Annotated in this window: 23 protein-coding genes and 1 riboswitch; of the genes, 4 read left to right on the top strand and 19 right to left on the bottom strand. The window is 35.1% G+C overall.

What is annotated here, in order from left to right; translation table 11 throughout:
• Positions 1-178 precede the first annotated feature (178 nt).
• The 9 genes from NST60_RS17405 to NST60_RS17445 all read right to left on the bottom strand — a co-directional run bounded on the left by NST60_RS17405 (position 179) and on the right by NST60_RS17445 (position 6,740).
• Positions 179-559 carry a hypothetical protein gene (locus tag NST60_RS17405; protein WP_205835645.1) on the bottom strand — a complete coding sequence of 127 codons (381 nt, stop codon included), beginning with the start codon at positions 557-559 and terminating at the stop codon, positions 179-181.
• A 172-nt stretch (positions 560-731) separates the two neighbouring features.
• Positions 732-914, bottom strand: a complete 183-nt coding sequence (locus NST60_RS17410) for a hypothetical protein (RefSeq protein ID WP_016202393.1) — start codon at positions 912-914, stop codon at positions 732-734.
• Between the two features lie 108 nt (positions 915-1,022).
• Positions 1,023-1,385, bottom strand: coding sequence for a monovalent cation/H(+) antiporter subunit G (mnhG, locus tag NST60_RS17415; RefSeq protein ID WP_016202392.1), 363 nt, complete (start codon positions 1,383-1,385; stop codon positions 1,023-1,025).
• Complete coding sequence (locus NST60_RS17420) at positions 1,366-1,653, bottom strand: Na(+)/H(+) antiporter subunit F1 (RefSeq protein ID WP_016202391.1); 288 nt, start codon at positions 1,651-1,653, stop codon at positions 1,366-1,368. The genes mnhG and NST60_RS17420 overlap by 20 nt, the downstream gene beginning before the upstream one ends.
• Complete coding sequence (locus NST60_RS17425; RefSeq protein ID WP_016202390.1) at positions 1,653-2,129, bottom strand: Na+/H+ antiporter subunit E; 477 nt, start codon at positions 2,127-2,129, stop codon at positions 1,653-1,655. The genes NST60_RS17420 and NST60_RS17425 overlap by 1 nt, the downstream gene beginning before the upstream one ends.
• A 5-nt stretch (positions 2,130-2,134) precedes the next feature.
• Positions 2,135-3,607 carry a Na+/H+ antiporter subunit D gene (locus tag NST60_RS17430; RefSeq protein ID WP_016202389.1) on the bottom strand — a complete coding sequence of 491 codons (1,473 nt, stop codon included), beginning with the start codon at positions 3,605-3,607 and terminating at the stop codon, positions 2,135-2,137.
• Positions 3,600-3,938 (bottom strand): Na(+)/H(+) antiporter subunit C, encoded by a 339-nt coding sequence (locus NST60_RS17435; RefSeq protein ID WP_016202388.1) that lies wholly within the window; start codon positions 3,936-3,938, stop codon positions 3,600-3,602. Before NST60_RS17435 ends, NST60_RS17430 begins: the two co-directional genes overlap by 8 nt.
• Positions 3,938-4,363 (bottom strand): Na(+)/H(+) antiporter subunit B, encoded by a 426-nt coding sequence (locus tag NST60_RS17440; RefSeq protein WP_016202387.1) that lies wholly within the window; start codon positions 4,361-4,363, stop codon positions 3,938-3,940. The genes NST60_RS17435 and NST60_RS17440 overlap by 1 nt, the downstream gene beginning before the upstream one ends.
• Positions 4,350-6,740: a Na+/H+ antiporter subunit A gene (locus tag NST60_RS17445; RefSeq protein WP_224427627.1), complete on the bottom strand. Its 2,391-nt coding sequence runs from the start codon at positions 6,738-6,740 to the stop codon at positions 4,350-4,352. Before NST60_RS17445 ends, NST60_RS17440 begins: the two co-directional genes overlap by 14 nt.
• 227 nt (positions 6,741-6,967) lie before the next feature.
• On the opposite strand from NST60_RS17445, the gene NST60_RS17450 reads away from it, so the two are divergent.
• Positions 6,968-7,174, top strand: coding sequence for a hypothetical protein (locus NST60_RS17450; protein ID WP_224427628.1), 207 nt, complete (start codon positions 6,968-6,970; stop codon positions 7,172-7,174).
• A gap of 315 nt (positions 7,175-7,489) precedes the next feature.
• A complete protein-coding gene (gene kapD, locus NST60_RS17455; protein ID WP_101729204.1) occupies positions 7,490-8,104 on the top strand; it encodes a 3'-5' exonuclease KapD in 615 nt (204 codons plus the stop codon).
• A 246-nt stretch (positions 8,105-8,350) separates the two neighbouring features.
• On the opposite strand, the gene NST60_RS17460 is transcribed toward kapD, so the two are convergent.
• The gene (locus NST60_RS17460) at positions 8,351-8,740 is read right to left on the bottom strand and encodes a kinase-associated lipoprotein B (RefSeq protein ID WP_016202383.1); all 390 of its coding nucleotides are present in this window, start codon (positions 8,738-8,740) and stop codon (positions 8,351-8,353) included.
• A 129-nt stretch (positions 8,741-8,869) separates the two neighbouring features.
• Between NST60_RS17460 and NST60_RS17465 the strand changes: the two genes are divergently transcribed.
• Positions 8,870-9,385, top strand: a complete 516-nt coding sequence (locus NST60_RS17465) for a superoxide dismutase family protein (protein WP_016202382.1) — start codon at positions 8,870-8,872, stop codon at positions 9,383-9,385.
• Between the two features lie 183 nt (positions 9,386-9,568).
• On the opposite strand, the gene NST60_RS17470 is transcribed toward NST60_RS17465, so the two are convergent.
• From NST60_RS17470 to NST60_RS17510, 9 genes are all read right to left on the bottom strand, one after another.
• On the bottom strand, positions 9,569-9,808 hold the full coding sequence (locus NST60_RS17470; protein ID WP_169189011.1) for a hypothetical protein: 240 nt from the start codon (positions 9,806-9,808) through the stop codon (positions 9,569-9,571).
• A gap of 77 nt (positions 9,809-9,885) precedes the next feature.
• The gene (locus tag NST60_RS17475) at positions 9,886-10,749 is read right to left on the bottom strand and encodes a hypothetical protein (RefSeq protein WP_341099608.1); all 864 of its coding nucleotides are present in this window, start codon (positions 10,747-10,749) and stop codon (positions 9,886-9,888) included.
• Entirely contained in the window at positions 10,686-11,840 is a 1,155-nt protein-coding gene (locus tag NST60_RS17480; RefSeq protein ID WP_341099610.1) for a hypothetical protein, read from the bottom strand. The genes NST60_RS17475 and NST60_RS17480 overlap by 64 nt, the downstream gene beginning before the upstream one ends.
• Positions 11,833-12,084 (bottom strand): hypothetical protein, encoded by a 252-nt coding sequence (locus NST60_RS17485; RefSeq protein ID WP_341099612.1) that lies wholly within the window; start codon positions 12,082-12,084, stop codon positions 11,833-11,835. The genes NST60_RS17480 and NST60_RS17485 overlap by 8 nt, the downstream gene beginning before the upstream one ends.
• Before the next feature lie 379 nt (positions 12,085-12,463).
• Positions 12,464-13,738 (bottom strand): Nramp family divalent metal transporter, encoded by a 1,275-nt coding sequence (locus tag NST60_RS17490; RefSeq protein WP_341099615.1) that lies wholly within the window; start codon positions 13,736-13,738, stop codon positions 12,464-12,466.
• A 377-nt stretch (positions 13,739-14,115) separates the two neighbouring features.
• Positions 14,116-14,664 (bottom strand): polymer-forming cytoskeletal protein, encoded by a 549-nt coding sequence (locus NST60_RS17495; RefSeq protein WP_224427632.1) that lies wholly within the window; start codon positions 14,662-14,664, stop codon positions 14,116-14,118.
• Positions 14,665-14,911: 247 nt separating this feature from the next.
• Positions 14,912-15,733 (bottom strand): MetQ/NlpA family ABC transporter substrate-binding protein, encoded by an 822-nt coding sequence (locus tag NST60_RS17500; RefSeq protein ID WP_016202379.1) that lies wholly within the window; start codon positions 15,731-15,733, stop codon positions 14,912-14,914.
• A gap of 29 nt (positions 15,734-15,762) precedes the next feature.
• A complete protein-coding gene (locus NST60_RS17505; RefSeq protein WP_016202378.1) occupies positions 15,763-16,440 on the bottom strand; it encodes a methionine ABC transporter permease in 678 nt (225 codons plus the stop codon).
• Positions 16,430-17,443, bottom strand: coding sequence for a methionine ABC transporter ATP-binding protein (locus NST60_RS17510; RefSeq protein WP_212117217.1), 1,014 nt, complete (start codon positions 17,441-17,443; stop codon positions 16,430-16,432). Before NST60_RS17510 ends, NST60_RS17505 begins: the two co-directional genes overlap by 11 nt.
• Before the next feature lie 156 nt (positions 17,444-17,599).
• A riboswitch (SAM riboswitch) is annotated at positions 17,600-17,706 on the bottom strand.
• Positions 17,707-17,879: 173 nt separating this feature from the next.
• Here NST60_RS17510 and NST60_RS17515 point away from each other — a divergent pair.
• The gene (locus NST60_RS17515) at positions 17,880-18,140 is read left to right on the top strand and encodes a DUF1871 family protein (RefSeq protein ID WP_016202376.1); all 261 of its coding nucleotides are present in this window, start codon (positions 17,880-17,882) and stop codon (positions 18,138-18,140) included.
• Positions 18,141-18,391 lie beyond the last annotated feature (251 nt).

Below are 18,391 nucleotides of genomic sequence, written 5' to 3' on the forward strand. Positions count from 1 at the left end.
GTAGCTTTTACCATAAATGAAGATCCTACTTGATAGAGGTAAAATCAACGAGCTTCCTAAGAGAAAGTAATAACGAGTATTGAGAAAAAATTTAAAAAATAAATAGCGTTTCGTTTAGATTATTTCAGGCTGAACTTATGTACAGTCTGAAATAATCTATTATTCATGAAAAGAGGGTTTAGCGCCATCTTAATTGAACAGACAAATAGCAGCAATGTGGGGGCTTATTTTTATGGTCAAAATTTAACGTTATTCCATCTGGATTATAAGATATCTTCGGAATTTCTTTTATACCAATTGATTTAATTAATTGTTCAACCGTTGCTGTTTTCGATAATTGGGCGGCACTCATTAAGTTTTTAGAAAAGTCAGGGGAATTAACTAATTGATTTAAACATGCTTCCACGTCGGGTAAAAGTGTTAATGTATCCTTAGCAGAATCCATAAGTTTAGCAGGATTTACCTCGGGAAATTCTCGAAAATAAATTGGGTAATGAAGATATGGATGGAATGCTGCTGAAGTAGTAGTATTGCGATGATAATAAAGAGCTTGGTACATAGTAGCCATTCCTTTCGTACATAAAATTCTAACTTCTTCCATCATATTCTCTATAGAGGGAGAATATGATTAGCGCTAAAAAATAAAGACTTGAAATCACTTAAAGGGCAAATTTGCCTTTGATTTCAAGTCTTTAAAATGGGATCGATTATTCAACGCGCTTTCGCTTTTCTTAAAATTTATTGCGATGTTCGACTAAGTCAATTGCTCCTAAGACAACATGCGCTAGTCCGAAACCGAAAACAGTATTGGAAATCATGGAATCAATTTTCCGATTTTGCTTCATTACGATACCAGCAGTTGTAACGGCTGTTCCTAGGACGGTGGGAATTAATCCTTCACGAATATTCTTCATATGTTATTCTCCTATGATGTTTTGGTCCAATAGAAGGACGTCCTTATTATTCACTATTTTGTACAAGCTAAACCCACCGAAACAATGGTTCATTAGGCAAATCATGGCTTATTTGCTTCTTTCTGCTGCATCTTTTGCCTGTTTTAAATCATCTCTTATCGTTTCCTCTGCCATTGGTACTTCACTATTATAAGCAGAGCGAATAATAAGTTGCCCAGCTACGGGAGATGTTAAGAAAATAAAAGCAATCGCAAGAATTAAACGAGAATTAAAAATTTGTTCTAATTGGAAAAAATACAGACAGGCACCAAGGAGAATAAACATTACTCCCAGCGTCGCTGATTTCGATGCTGCATGACTTCTTGTATACACATCTGGTAGCCTCAATACTCCAATGCTTGCAATTAGACTTAATAAGGCTCCTAAGAGAATAAGAATCGCTATAATAATATTAATGATTGTCTCGGTCATTGTCGATAATTACTCCTCTCTCCAGGTACTTAGAAAAAGCCACCGTACCAATAAAGGCTAAAATACTAATAAGAAGAATAACTTCCAAAAAGGCCGAAGTTTTTAATACTACTGATAAAATAGCAGTAATAGCAACAAGATTAATTCCGATTGCATCAAGTGCAACCACTCTATCAGGGGTGGATGGTCCCTTTACAACTCGATAAATGAATAAAATAGTCGAAATAGAAATGATAAGTAAAGATATATGCATGATCGTTTGGAACATTAAAGACTCACCTCTTGGATCGCTTTTTCAAAGCTATTTTTGATACTGCTGATTGTAGCCTCTTTATCACGAATGTCCATCGCATGAATATAGAGAATTTTATTGTCCTCAGATATATCCACAACAAGCGTTCCAGGTGTGAGGGTAATAAGGTTACAAAGGATCGTTATTTCCCAATTCTTTGTTAAAGCTGTTTCTAGGGCGAAAATTCCGGGTGTCACTCTTAGCCTTGGTCGAAGTATAATTTTTAACACCGCAATATTGGAAAGTACTAGTTCTCTTAGAAAAATACCTAAAAGTTTTATAATGGAAACAACTCGATATAAATAAAACTTATCGGTGAAAAATCTTCTTGTAATATAAATGAGCATTAATCCGATAATAAACCCGATTAGAAATGTGTCTGGAGCGAAGGAACCTTTCAGAAACATCCAAACAAAACTGATTAAGAAATTTAATAATAATTGAAAAGCCATTGTCATCACTCCTTTAATACGGCATGTATGTAGTTTTCCGGTTGCAACAGGCTCTCAGCAGCTAGAGAAATATATGGTAAAAGCATCTCTACTCCAATGCCTATAAGGAAGGAAAGAAGAACTAGTATACAGCCAGGGAATAAAAGTGTCTTTATAGGCTTTTTCGTAACATTATCTGATTCATCTCCCCAAAATGCTTTAACAAAAATCTTGATAACAGAAAGTAATACGAGGAGACTAGATAGAACAATAATAAAGCCACCAATATAATTACTTTCTTCAAAAGCCCCTTGGATAATGAGTAATTTACCGACAAATCCACTTAATGGCGGAATTCCCGCTAGCCCAAGTGCTGCAATAAAGAATGTCCAAGCAAGTAGAGGATATCTCTTTATTAATCCACTCATAGATTTTAAATTACTAGTTCCGGTAATATAAATTATGATTCCGATTAATAAGAATAGAGCTCCTTTAATAATCATGTCGTGTATCAGATAAAAAATCGCTCCAGTTAGTGAAGCTGTATTAAATGTCGAGAATCCAAATAAAATAACGCCAATCGCCGTAACAATATTATAGATAATTATTTTCTTTACATCATTATAAGCAATGGAACCGATAGCCCCTAAAATGATCGTAATAAGAGCAAGAGTGCCTAATAACGCAAAGACATATGAATCCTCGTAAAAGAATAGGGAGTATGTTCTAGCAATTGAATAAACGCCAACCTTCGTTAATAAAGCTCCAAATAATGCAAGTATCGGTATTGGAGCGGCGTTATAAGATCCTGGAAGCCAGAAGAATAATGGGAAAATCGCGCCTTTTAGTCCGAAAACAATTAAAAACAAGACCGCAATAACGGTTAATATTCCAGTATCACCCAATCCACTGATTCTCTCTGAAATAAACGCCATATTTAAAGTACCAACAACAGAATAAAGATAAGCAACTGCAATAACAAAGAGTGCTGAAGCGACAACATTTATAATAATATATTTTACTGTTTCTCTTAACTGTATTTTGGTATTTCCAAGCACAAGTAGTACATAGGAAGCCATTAACATCACTTCAAAGAAGACAAACAGGTTAAAAATATCCCCCGTAGAAAAAGCACCAATAACACCGACTAAAAGAAATTGAATCATGGAGTAATAAAAGTAATTTTCTCTCTCGCTATCGATTCCTTTAAAAGAATAGAGGATGCAGCAGAATGCGATAATGTTTGTTGTTAACACAAGAAGCGCTGATACCATATCTGATACAATCGTTATCCCAAACGGTGCATCCCAATTACTTAAATTAACTGTTTGAATTCCTGCATTTTTAATTTTATCAATCATAAATAGTGCAACAATAATGCAAGTACTAGTACTCAACAAGGAAAAAATGCGTTGTAAAATGATTTTCTTATGAAAGAAAATCAAGATAATTCCCATAAATAAAGGAATTAAAATTGGAAGTAGAATTAGATTAATCATACTTTTTCCCTCTCAACTTCTCCATATTATCCGTTCCTAATTCCTGATAAGTTCTGTATGCGAGCACTAACAAGAAAGATGTAACTCCAAAGCTAATAACAATGGCAGTTAATATTAATGCTTGGGGTAATGGATCAGTATACCTTTCTGCATGCTGTCCTAAGAGAGGGGCAGCACCTTTTTTTAATCCGCCCATCGTTAATAATAATAAATGAACCCCGTGGCTCAAGAGTCCTGTTCCAATAATAATTCGTAAAAGACTCTTAGAAAGAATTAAATACGTTGCACACATAAATAGAATGCCGATGATGAATGCCATTAAAAATTCCATTAGTCATCCTCTCCAATCGTTTGAATAATGGTCATTGTAACGCCAACTACTACTAAGAAAACACCCAAGTCAAATAATGCAGCAGTATGAAGAGACGTTTCTCCTAATAAAGGTAGGTGCACATGTTTATTAAAAAAATGGGTTAAAAATGGTTTGTTAGAAAGTACAGCAATCATTCCTGTTAAAAAGCTTATTAACAGTCCTATTGCGGTAACGTAAATAAAATTTACAGGGAAGATTTTCTTCACAAATTTTAAATCGTAAGCAATAAGTAATAAAACAATCGCTCCACTTGCCATTAATCCACCGATAAATCCTCCACCTGGTGTATAATGTCCAGCAAAAAAGAGATCAACAGAGTATAGGAGTATTAAAAAGACAATGACTTTAGTAATCGTTTGTAAAACTAAATTATTTATTTTCATTTTTCTTTCCGCCCATTCTTAAGGTTATCATCGAATAAATACCAATTGCAGCAATAGCTAGTACTGTAATTTCAAAGAGAGTATCAAATCCTCTGAAATCAACTAAGATAACATTGACCATATTTTCTCCTGCCGCTTTAATATAGGTATTATCCACATAATATGGAGAAATGGAATCGAATAATTTTGTGCTATAAGAGGCAATGGCAATCAGCATTACAACCAGCCCTACTAGCACAGAAATTACTGCATTTGATATTTTGAAAGGAATACTTTCCTTTTTCCTTGCGTTTCTAGGTAAATGATAAAAACATAGTAAAAATAAAGCGACAGAAACTGTTTCAATGACCAATTGAGTTAACGCAAGGTCAGGTGCTCGAAATACTACATAGAATAAAGAAACGGTATAACCGACTGCACCTAAAAGAATAATAGAGGTCAAACGTGATTTAGAGAACAATATCGCTATAGTCGAAATAACAAGAACAAGCGATAGAACAGCTTCATATCCTCCAATTGGTGCTAGTAGGGAAGTGTCTATTTTAAATCCATCCTTCGCAAATAAAGTATAAAAAAGGATAAGGGTAAAGAAAGAAAAGATATAAATCAAATAGGTACGAAGGGAACCAGTCATATATTTATTCGTCAGTTTGTTAAATGTATTTTCTGTTTCTCCAAATAACCAATCATATATCCGATTCCAAACAACAGGAATAGCTTGATAAATAACAGACCATTTCGTCACTGATAAATAAAGGATTGTTCCAAAAACGATAACGCCAATTGTCATAAATAATTCTGGTTGGAATCCATGCCAATGATAGATATGCAAATCATAAACGCCTCCACCATAAATAGATGTAATGGCAGGGGATAGAATAGTATTAGATAATACCCCGGGAAATAACCCGAAAATCACAACAAGAGATACTAATATAATTGGTGAAATTAACATTCCCATTGGTGCTTCATGTGGCTTAGTAGATAATTTTTCTGGTTGATATTTTCCGGTAAAAGTCTTAAATACAAGAATCATACTATATACGAATGTAAAGATACTACCAACCCAAGCGATGATTGGTAATAGAACTCCCCAAGTATCTAAATGAAACATATTGAAATCACGAATATTCAACATGCTCGCAAAGAACATTTCCTTACTAAGGAATCCGTTCAATGGTGGGATACCAGCCATTGATAGCGAACCAATCAATGCAATAGCAAATGTGATCGGCATAATTTTCATAAGGCCGCCCAAACGACGAATATCTCTTGTACCTGTTTCGTGGTCAACAATCCCAGCCATCATAAATAAACTACCTTTAAAGGTTGCATGATTGACAAGATGAAAGACTGCCGCAGCTGTTGCGATATAATAAATACTTTCATTGTCATAATGAACACCTGCAGCACCAATCCCTAGTAAAGACATAATCATTCCGAGCTGACTGATTGTTGAGTATGCAAGAAGTCCTTTTAGGTCTACTTGTTTTACGGCAAGAAATGATCCGTACAATAGGGTAATAATCCCGACAAGTGATACAATCCAAAGCCAATAACCAGATACTGCAAAAACAGGACTTAAACGGGCAATAAGATAAATTCCCGCCTTAACCATCGTAGCTGAATGCAAATAGCTGCTGACTGGAGTTGGAGCTTCCATCGCATCCGGCAACCAAATATGGAATGGGAATTGAGCAGATTTTGTAAATGCTCCTAGTAAGATACAAATCATCCCTAACATAAATAAAGGATGAGAGATAATAGAGTTTTGTTGAACAGAAGTAATAATTTCTGAAATATTGAATGACCCTGTCATTAAATATAGGAGTACAATTCCAGCTAATAAGGAAAGACCACCAAATACAGTAATAACCATCGATTTAATTGCTCCATATCGAGAGTTACTTCGGTTATTCCAAAAGCCTATTAAAAGAAACGAAGAGATACTTGTAATTTCCCAAAACATATATAAAACAATCAAATTATCGCATAATACGACTCCAAGCATAGCTCCCATGAAAAAGAGAAGATACACGTAGAATTGATTAAGCTTTTCTTTATCTTTATCTAAGTAATAGATGGAATATAAAATAACAAGTGAACCGATACCAGCTATTAATAAGGAGAAAAGCATCCCAAGACCGTCTAATTTTACTGCGAAATCAATTCCTAATGATGGGATCCAAGGGATTGATGCTATTTTTGCCTGTAAACTGGAGGTTGTCCCAATATTACTGCAAAAATAAACAAATAGTAGAATTGGAAGTGGAAGTACGAACCATCCTGTATGTACCCTTTTCAAAAGTTTGTATGTGATAGGAATCAATAGGGTGTATATAAAAGGCGCAAGTACAGCCCAATGAAGAATAGACAAATTAAACCCTCCTTAATTATTCTGAAAAAGTCGCTTGATAATGAATGAACATATTAAAGTATAACGCAAAAAAAATGACTGTGCACAGAGGAAACATGAAATATATTGGGCGATAAACTTTGCTATTAAATAGGAAGAAACCGATCAAAAAACGGGAAAATTTTTTTTGCTTTTTGGTGTAAAATAACCACCTTTTTGCTCAAACTAATGATGAGGTGGTTATAAACATGCATATGAAAGCAAAGATATGGATGTCTATTTGTATATTTACTCTTTGTCTTTTAGTAGGAATCTTCTTGAATGACTTGCAAAAAAGGGAGTTTTATTCATTAACGGAGCTCCTACTAATAGAAGAAGACGACTCTCTTATTCTCGAAGAAACAATGATTCCATTTGAGCCAAGAGAATATATCCGGAAAATGGCAGTAGAATAAATAAATGAAAGAGAAGGACAACCTTGATATTAGGGTTGTCTATTTTTAATGTTTTACAGTAAAAGTAAAAATATGCGCAGGAAGAATAATACTTTTGATAAATGATCATAAAAATAAAGCTTTTTATCTCGCTAAAAAACACGATGAAAAAATACAGAAAATTAAAAAGGTTAAGTGATATTCTGTTATAATATAGATAGATAAATAAGGGAAACCAGCTTGTGTGAAGAAACATAGTTTGGAATTATTTTTGAAAAGAAAGAACAAATTGAACACGCGATCATGTGAAATATTGATGAAAAAGAAGGTGAAAGAATGGAAAAGCAACATTTATTTATTGACTTTGAATTCACCATGCCGGAGAAAAGTAGTAAGTTTAAGGGGTTTTATCCAGAAATTATTGAAGTAGGTATTGTCGCTGTTGTAGGTGATTCAATAAGGGAACAGTTTTCTTCTTACGTTGTACCCCGTAAGTTTTCAACACTTTCAAGGAGATGCAAATCTTTTCTACATATTTCACAAGAACAAGTCAATAACGGGATATCTTTGTATGATTTAATGAAAAAGCTTGAAACAATTTGCGGAGGATACCAAAATATCATTGTTACATGGGGAAACATGGATATGAAAGTGCTTAAGGACAATTGTCAAAAGGCACAGCTTCCCTTTATCGTGTCATGTAAAGAAGTGGATTTATCGATGGAATATAAGCGTTTTTTTGGTGATAAAAACCAAACTGGTTTATGGAAAGCGGTTAGGGAGTACGGAAGAGAAGGAACTGGAAAACATCACCGGGCACTAGATGATGCTTTAACCACCTATCACATTTTTAGACTAGTTGAACAAGACAAGAAATATATGGGCAAATCAAATCAACCAACTATTGGAGATTTAATTGATATGTCCAAATTACTGAATAAGTTTGCCTAAAAAGACGAAGAGGTCAATCTTCGTCTTTTCTGTTTAGGCTATTTTCGTAAAGTTTGTTGCTATTACCCGCAGCCGGAATACACTTCGCTTTCCATTGGGCTCGCGCTTCGCCTCCGGGGTCGTAGAATGTCTCGCTAATCCCACAGCAGTCTACGTGTATTCCGACTGCTCTATTTTCCAACTAATTCTTTTCTCCTGTTGAAAAAACAACAATCTTTTAGAAAATAGCCTTTGTTCACATGCATTTTAAGGTAGCTTATAGTATTCCGTATTTAGTATGTCTAAATTTTTCATACTTTGAATAGCGAATGCAGACTCGTCTGCTTGGAGTTCTTGGCGCATTTTTTCTAAGGCAACTTGTAATGATTCATTATAAGAAGGGATTGAATCCTCTTTATACAGTTTGACCATTTTCTTTGGAGCATTCATCTGTTCCCGATAAGAAAGAGCTTTTCTTTCATGGAATATTTCAACCATTGCTTCTTTCGGCTGATGCAAATCACCTTGCATCGGATGCTTTAAGACTGCAAGAACTCGTACTAAATAACTCTGAGGACGGATTTCCGTAATTTCTCCGATGTATTTTCCTGTTTTATAAAAGGCGGTTACGATAGAACCGATAGATAGTTCTGACAATCAAATCCCTCCAAGTATTATTTCCTTTTATAGTATCACAAATAGACTGTATATGATAAACGAGAAGAGCTGTATAATAATGAAGGCTTTTTCAAATAATAATACCAAACCGTCCATGGAGGAAAAAAGATGAAAAAACTGAGTTTATTGGCATTTATAACCCTTTTCCTAACCGGCTGTGCGGAAGGTGAAGTGACGAAATTAGAGGTAGAAATGTTTAATGATGTTGGAGACTCTTTAGGAACAATTGAGCTACAAGAACAGTCTAAGGGAGTAAAATTATCTTTAAATTTAAAAGGTTTAACTCCAGGGATCCATGGTATTCATATACACGAGACGAATAAATGTGATGCTCCTGATTTCCAATCTGCAGGTAATCACTTCAATCCAGATAATAAAGAACATGGTTTACTTCACCCAGAAGGTGCCCATGCTGGTGATTTGCCCAATATCCTAGTAAAGGAAGATGGAACAGTAAAAGCTGAGCTAATGGCACCACAGGTAACTCTTAGAGATGGAAAAACATCATTGTTTACAAAGGATGGGACGTCTATTGTTATTACTGAACAACAAGATGATGGAATGACTCAACCAGCAGGCGATTCTGGGGAAAGAATTGCGTGTGGAGCAATTAAGAAGAAATAGTTCTTGGTGAAGAAAAAAGACAGGCGACTCTTGAGTTAACGGGTTCGGTTTTGAAGTACAAAAATTAAATTAACAATAAAAAAAACGTACCGATTAACACATTTTTCAACCGATAATTATCAGTTAAATTAGCATTAAAAATCGCAAAAAGAGGGATGGAAACCATCCCTCTTTTAATGTTATTTATGCTCTTTTCTTACTTCGCCAAAATACTATTGTGAGTATAAGAAGTAGAATTGGTATAAACCCAATTAGCCTCAATCCGTTTTCTGCACCAAGAAAGTAATAAGCGACTGGTAGGAACGTTACAGAACTGATAAGCATTGATACCCAAGACCGCTTTACTAATCCAATTAGTAATGTAATTATTGAAACCCCGAAGGAGACCTGCCAAAGAAAAACAATCCAATTGAATGTATCCAACACTCCTCACCCCTTTATGATTTATATTATAATTTTAACATATATTTCCACTATCCTTTGATAACTTTTCAGAATATTTATCTTAGATAAATAATGTCGTTTAATTCATATTGTTTTTTAGCTATTCCTAATCGTTGAGCAGGTGTAGCGATTGTTTCAGTTTTTCCTTCCTTTGTCTTATAAGCCAAACAGAAATTGTAATAAGTCCGAAGGATGGTTAAAGCCATTTGAGCATACTTTGGATTGAAGTTTGAGTAAATATAGCTCTTTCCATCGCCACGAGCCGTTGTCAGTGGTCTTTCTAAAATGGATAACCTTCTCCGAATGTGTTGAATGAAGGTGTTCGTGGCATTATCATTCACATTTACAATTAATGCCGCAACATCTTTTGCCTCAAGAAAGGAGACATCCGTTGTGCAATCACCTGACCGAAACCCTCTGTCAGGTGTAGCTAAAGGATGTTCAATTGGATTATCGGCATACTCGTTATGGGAACTCACCCCATCTGATTCGACTTTATGGAATTTGTGAGTTTCAAATAATTCCGTAAGGTATAGATATGCCAATTTGCGTAAAGAATTTGTTCCTATATCCCTTACTGAGCCCCACTCCAATAAATTCGCTTTTGCCTCCTTAAATTCCTCATAGGCTTTCTTGCGAGATTTGGTCTTATCCGTTTGGCATAAAAAATGGTGTCCATCTGTACGGCGAATTTCCTGCGAAAATACACGATGGATGGAGTTGATTAATGATTTATCATCATCGGTGACAAAACGCCATTCAGAAGTCTTTACAAGCTGTTTAATCAACCAAAAATGAGCGATAGTGGTGTAGGCTGCCTGAACGTGCAGTCCGTCAATATATTTCTCCCGACGTTCTATTTTAAGCAGTTCTTTATGGTAATCCGATTGTGTTTGTGTATCATTTTTAGATGGTGGCATTGGGAAATGAGAATATGCATCAAACCGAGCGTGTTTTTAGCAAATAAGTTTAAATGGTCTTCTTTCAACAATGCCGTATCAAGGGCAATGTCACTTAAGGTAATATCCCAATCATATGCCACATCACATCGAAACACATACCTGGAGAGAACATCAGCGGAAATAACTACACTTGTTGGTAGTTGAAGTTCCTCGATTCCATCAAATTGAGAACTGCCTTGCCCCTTTTTGCGGACATTATTTAAATAATAGGTCATCTTATCCGTATTCAACCACATTTTCTTGAATTCAGCGTTTATTAAAGGCTTGGTTTCGTGTTTTTCTAGAAACTCCAAACACCTTCGGTATAAGATTTCGAGCTTATCATAATAAGTACCTCTGCCAATCCCTAAGATTTCACAGGTTCTACTCACTGGCGTTCGATTAAGCAGGAGTTTAGCAAATAACGGCATTATCTCGCTTCTTTTCTGGTGGTAGGTGGATGATTGCCTTTGGTTTGGGAGCACATTGGTAAACTTCTTACACTCCTTACATTGGTATCGTTGAGAGTTAGCCGTACTTTTTCCTCTTTTATAGAAAGTTTTTGGTTCGATAAAAGGGGTTAAATCAGAAGCAATACACCCTTCCTTATGAAAATCATAATCTGGTTCAATATCCTCAACCGTTTGAATACGGACCAATCGTTCAATTTCTTCCGCCACAGACCAATTCGAAACAACATAAGTCCTAGAGTCCAAAACTGCACCGTATCCTATTTTGATGGGGTCTGGATTACAATTTAATGATTTATCATCACCCGCACCAGAAAGTTTATATCGGCTCGGTTTACCCTTTACATCAAACTTCTCTTGAGGCAAACCGAACCACTTACAATAAGGATTGAGGCAATGATTGTACTGGAATTGGAGTAGTTGTCCATTCCAAGTTAACTCAGCAGGTTTAAATAACAACTCTTTATATTTTGTGCCAAACTGTTTTGGTGTGAGTTTGTCGTAATCTTTCAAACGGTTCGTTAGCCCCTCGTTTGACAAAGGGGAATGGACAATAACAGGATTATCATCTTTAGTAGCTAACCGTTTTAACTTAGCCAATTACATCCTCCTCCAATGAATGTTCCAATTCTAATTGTTTCACGATACGGCGATTATTTCGCTTCTTTTCAATCCAACCAATGAAATCTTTGTCTTCAAGGATGTTCAACAAGAACTTATCAACAATGTCACTTTCGCTGTATTCCGTATATTCGGCATAGTATTTAACAATGGCTCTGGTCCGTTCTGACAACAGCCAATCGACTTTTTCAACATTCTTGTTTTTCGGTTTAATAAAGTTCATCCTTGTTTCACCTCTATATTTGACTCAATTTTAGCAATTATTTTGGGATACATTTTAGCATACTTTTCGAATGTATGACATTAGCTATTGTCTTCCTGTTAATTAGTATGCTAATTTATGTGCTATTTTATACGTCAATTGCGATTAAACCCTTTTAAATCAACAAAAATAAAAGGTTCAAATCATATGCGATTTGAATCTAAAATTGATATGCTATTTAAGTTTTTGTACTCTTAATCCGAACCCGTTACTCTTGAGTCTCCCGTCTTTTCTTTGTTTTTTCTGGAAAAATGTTTTCGATAGCGGCAATTACTACTCATGCTACGAGTTACTTGCATCAAACTTTATAAAAATAGTTTTTAAAATATTTTCTATGTCATTACTGAAATGTTTGAACAAGAATAAAGAGGTTTAATGCGACAATTAAAATAGCCATTATCCATGAAATAACCGTAATCCATTTCGTATTAACTAGATTTCCCATGATACGTTTTGAACTAGTAAACATTATTAGTGGAATAAGAGCAAAACCAATTCCAAACGATAAGATTACTTGACTTGCGACAAGTGCGGTCGTTGGATTAATTCCGAGTGCTATGATAGCAATTGGTGGTACCATTGTAATAATTCTTCTAACATATAATGGAATACGAAAATGGATAAACCCTTGCATAATCACATCACCGGACATTGTACCAACAGATGAGCTAGATAATCCGGCTATTAATAATCCCAATCCAAATAGAATGGCTGAAAGGGGGCTAACTAATTGTCCGAAATAGTTAAAAGCTACATCTAAATCTTCCACAAATAATCCATTCTTATGAAATAATGCACTAGAAACGATCAACATCGCTCCGTTAATAAAACCTGCAATCAACATGGCAATGAGAATATCGATAAATTCAAAGCGGAAAATTTGCTTTTTCTCTTTATCTGTTTCCCCAACAATTCTTTTTTGTGTTAATGCAGAATGTAAGTAAATAGCATGGGGCATAACAGTTGCGCCAAGGATTCCTGCTGCTAAAATAACACTATCCATTCCATCAAATTGAGGGGTAAATAATCCGTGAAGTAAAGATGGAACATCCGGCTTCGCAAAGAACATTTGTACGATAAATGAAAGGACAACAATGAATAACATGCCGGTAATTCCCGCTTCTAGGGATCGATAGCCTCGTCTTTGTAATTCAAGAATAGCAAAAGACCCGACAGCTGCAATTAGACTAGCCTCCAATAGAGGAATGCCAAAAAGGAGGTAGATACCAAGTGCTGCCCCAATAAATTCTGCTAAATCTGTTGCCATAATAACAAGTTCGCCTTGTATCCACAAACCGATAGAAACTGGTTTTGGAAATTCTTCTCTAGCTACTTCAGCTAAGTTTTTGCCTGTAGCAATTCCTAATTTTGCTGATAATGATTGAATGACTAATGCCATAATATTGGAAAATAGAATTACCCATAATAATAAATAGCCGTATTTTGATCCAGCAGCAATATTCGTTGCGAAATTTCCTGGATCAATGTATGCAATTGCTGCAATGAATGCTGGACCTAAAAAGGGAAGGATTCTTTTTAGACCTTTAACTTCCCCATTTAAAATACTTTTTGCTGATTTAGAAGGGATATCTTCTATTGATTGGTTTCTTCCCATTTTTCTCACCTGATTTTACTTTGGTTTAAAAAGTTTCTCTAATGCAACTTTTATATAAAAGATATTCCTAAATTAGAAAATTGTCAATCTATTTGTGTTAAATAATTTATGAGAAATTTTGTGAATTTATCCTATTCTTAACGGGCAGGAAGATTCCTGCCTCAAGCTGTAGAAAATAGAGGAGGCTAGGCTTAGACGTTGAAACTCGCCCATAAGGGACACTAATCATCAGATAGGGATAAGGAAAACCTCCCAATGATGGAAGTTTTCTTTAAATAGAGAATAATATGGGAAGATTTTTTTGTAGGAGGAGAGGAAGAAGGATGAAAAAATAAAATAAAAAAACCTAGCTGAGTTTCAGCTAGGTTTATAGGCTATTATTGTACTTCTTGTTCACCAGTTACTTCTCCATCAATTACAGCAGATGCTTTGAATTCATCGCTCTTGTAGTATACATTACCATCAACTTTTGCAGTTGCGTCTACAGTAAATCCGTTAGCTTCTACATAAACATCACCAACAAATGTACCACCTTGAATTTTGAAGTTTTCACTTTGTACTGTCATTTTAGGAGCAGTTAAAGTGAAAGAATCAATGATGTTATGATCTTCATCTTGTGTATAAAGACCAAGTTTACGATAAAGTGGATTTGCAGCATCACCTTTATCGTGGAATTCACCTGCAACTACGATATCACTGTCAACTGTTAAATCTTGAAGTGTTGCAACAATCCAAGTACCGTTTTCACTTAATCCATTAACTAATGCATCTGCTTCGTTAACGATAGAAGCAGTTGTTACTACATCAGCTTTATCCTCAGCTTTATTATCTTCTTTTTTTGGTTCTGTGTCTGTATTTCCGCAAGCAGTTAAAAGCGCTCCTGCTAAGATTGAAGCAAGTAAAACTTTTGGTGTAATTTTCATCATTTGTTCCCCCTATAATTGTTCTTTTTTATTGTCTGTGAATGGATTCACAATACAACATTATATTAACACACACATTGCAGTTGTAGAGAGGGGAGGTGTGTCCAATTTGTGAAAGAAATAAGGTAAAAATGTGACTTTATTTTAATAATCAGAAAATAAAAATAATTTAAAATAAGAAAAAAGCAAGCTAGGCTGAGATAGAGTTTCTCAGTCTAGCTTGCTTTACTACGTTAGAGCAAATATTTGTTTACTTCATCCACTCTGGTTTCCCAAAGCCTTCAAATTCTTCATCAATTACTTTTTCAAACTCTGCTGATTCAACAGCTGCTTTAATGTCTTTAGCAAATGGAGTATCTAAATCTTTTGTATTAACAACAACACGGTTACGATATTGGTCCAGCATATTTTCTAATTGAAGGGAATCTAATAAATTCATTTTAGCTGCTAGTGCGAAGTTCCCTGGAACAGCAGATAAATCTACACTGTCTACAGCACGTGGTAATTGTGCTGCTTCAATTGGTTCGAATTTTAAGTTTTTAATATTTTTCGTTACATCTTTATCAGAGACAGTAAGTGGATCGGCAGCTGAATCAATTTCAATTAAACCTGCTTCTTCTAAAATTAAGAAGGCACGAGCTGCATTAGTTGGATCATTAGGGATAGCAATTGTCGCACCATCTGTAATGGCTTCTAAACTGTCAAATTTATTTGAATAAATGCCCATTGGAGCAGTTGGAACAGAAATTAGTTCGGATAACTCTAAATTATTTTGTGCAGCAAAAGATTCCAGATAAATTTTGTGTTGGAATAGGTTCGCATCAATACTTCCTTCAGCTAATGCATTATTTGGTTGCACATAGTCAGTAAACTCTGTAACTTCTACTTTATAGCCTTTATCTTCAAGAATAGGTTTAATTGCTTTTTTTACCATGTCTGCATAAGGGCCAGAAGTTGCCCCTATATTAATCTCTTTTTTCTCTCCTGCGTCCGCATTGTCTTTCTCTTGTCCACAAGCGCTAAGTACACTAAATGATAGTAGTAAAAGAAATCCGATAAGTATTTTTTTCATTGTTTTTCCTCCTAAAGTATTATTTCGATTTAACGTTTATCCAATGTTTTTGAAATTTTGTCTCCGAAAAATTGAATGATTTGAACTAAACAGATAAGAACAACTACGGTTGTAATCATGACAGTATTATCATAACGATAATAGCCATATTGAATCGCAAGATCGCCAACACCGCCGCCGCCGACTATTCCGGCCATGGCAGAATAGGCTATTAAATTGATTATCGTAATAGTAATCCCTTGAATGATTCCTGGTCTCGCTTCTGGAATTAATACTTGCCAAATAATCATCAAGGGGGAAGCTCCGATAGCGACTGAAGCTTCAATAACCCCTTTATCAATTTCTCGAAGAGCTTGTTCTACTATTCTCGCAAAAAAAGGAATGGCAGCGACTGATAGAGAAACGGAAGCCGCAGTTGGACCGATTGTTGTGTTTGTAATCCATTTTGCTAAAGGTAAAAGAGCTATTAATAAGATAATAAAAGGGATCGAGCGAACCATATTCACAGCAAAGCCAACAATGTTTTTAATAAATGGGTTTTCTAGAAATAACCCTTTATCGGTAACAAATAAAAGTATTCCTAACGGTAAACCCACAATAATGGCCACAACAATAGAGATGCCTACCATATATAAAGTTTCAAAAAAAGCAGAATTTAAATCAGGAAGTAATTCTATAATATAATTCCAATCAATGCTAAGAGGCATGATGGATCACCTCCACGTTTTTGGTGCGATCTTTAATATACTGAATCGCTTTTGTAATCTCATCGTCCTCACCTGTTAATTCCATGATGAAAATACCAAGTGGATTGTTTTGGATATATTCAATCTTGCCATGTAGAATATTTCCTTTCACTTTGTAGTGCTGAAAGGCATCAGAGATAATTCCTTCTTCTGCAATTGGTCCCTGAAAGGTAACCTTAATAATTTTTCCTTTTCTTTCCTCTAATAAGTGGTTTGGTAATTCAAACTGAAGAATGCTGTTCACAAAGTTTTTAGTAAGCTCCTGCTTCGGATTAGCAAACATATCATAAACTGACCCTTCTTCAATGACCTTTCCTGCTTCCATTACAGCCATTCGATCGCAAATATCTTTTACGACTTCCATCTCATGGGTGATGAGAACGATAGTTAAACCAAGTTCTTTATTAATTCTTTTTAATAATGCAAGAATAGACTTTGTGGTTGTTGGATCAAGTGCTGAAGTTGCTTCATCACAAAGCAGTACTGCTGGATTGTTAGCAAGTGCCCTAGCAATTCCAACCCTTTGTTTTTGTCCACCGCTTAATTGTGCTGGAAAGACATCTTTTTTATCTGCTAACCCTACCATCTCGAGCAATTCTATTACCCGTTCATGAGTTTTCTTCGCTGGAAGATTTGCTGCTTTTAAAGCAAAAGCGATGTTTTCATAAACTGTTTTACTACTTACAAGATAAAAATGTTGAAAAATCATTCCTATTTTTAACCGGGCAGCTCTTAATTGCTTTTGATTTAATTTTGTTAAGGAAATATTATCGATGATAACTTCGCCGCTTGTAGGCTTTTCCAATAAATTGAGACATCGAAGAAGAGAGCTTTTTCCTGCACCACTGTAGCCTACAATTCCGAATATTTCTCCTTTTTTAATGGATAAAGAAACATGGTCAACGCCTACGACTTGGTCTTTTTTCGTTTTATATACTTTTACTAAATCGTTTATTTGTATCATTAGAAATTACTATCCTCCTTTGCATAACCATTTGCTTGTTTAATGCCGTCTTTAAAAGATCGTTTTCTTTAAGCAGATTTATGAAATATTTTTTTAAAATATCTGGAAAATAAAAAAACTTCTTTCATTTGAAAGAAGTATCGTATATATATACCGATCTTATCTTTCAGAATAAGTCATTCTGCAGGAGTTAGCACCTTCCTTTAGGAAAGGAGGTTGCTGGATGTCATCGGGCCTGTTCCCTCAATCTCTCTTGATAAGTAAATATGAAATTTTCACTAAATGAATAATAAAGCTAAAATACTGAATTGTCAATATAAATTTACAATTTAAAACGGTCTGATTCTATCCGATAATCCCTTCTTTTCGCTTATGTTCTTTAAAGGGATATATGATAGAATGTTCTTTAGCAAACAGGAACAAAGGGTGGCAACGAATGAATAGTCAAGAAATGAATTTAGAATTTATCCGTTTATTAAATGAATGGGATCCTTTTTCAATAGGTGAGGGGAATTATGAAACAGAGATTGCGGACAGTCTTCAAGCTTTATATGATTTGGATTCGGAAGAAGAACTAGCGAATGCTATCCAAGCTATTTATGAATTTTCTTTCGAAGAAGTCATTCCATTAGAAAATTGCTTAGCAATCTCAAATAAACTAATGTATGTAAAACGAAGTAGTTCTTGTTCTTTTTAAAGGGAAAACTGAATTTTTGTGCATTTATCCAACTCTTAACGGGCAGTAAGTCCCCGAGCTCAAGCTGCGGAAAAGCGAGGAAGTCAGATGGTGAAACTCGCCCGTAAAGGTCCCTATCATAAGTGGTGGGGGCGGAAAAAAAACGTTACAGATGTAAGTTTATATAAAAGATTAGTCTAAATGTTCATTCCTGTTGGGGGTTCCCTTTTTAATTCATTATGGCGGAAAAAATCATTTAAATAACAGAATCA

Origin of the sequence: Niallia sp. FSL W8-1348 (assembly GCF_038006745.1) — a bacterium.
In the GTDB taxonomy this organism is placed as follows: domain Bacteria; phylum Bacillota; class Bacilli; order Bacillales; family Cytobacillaceae; genus Niallia; species Niallia alba.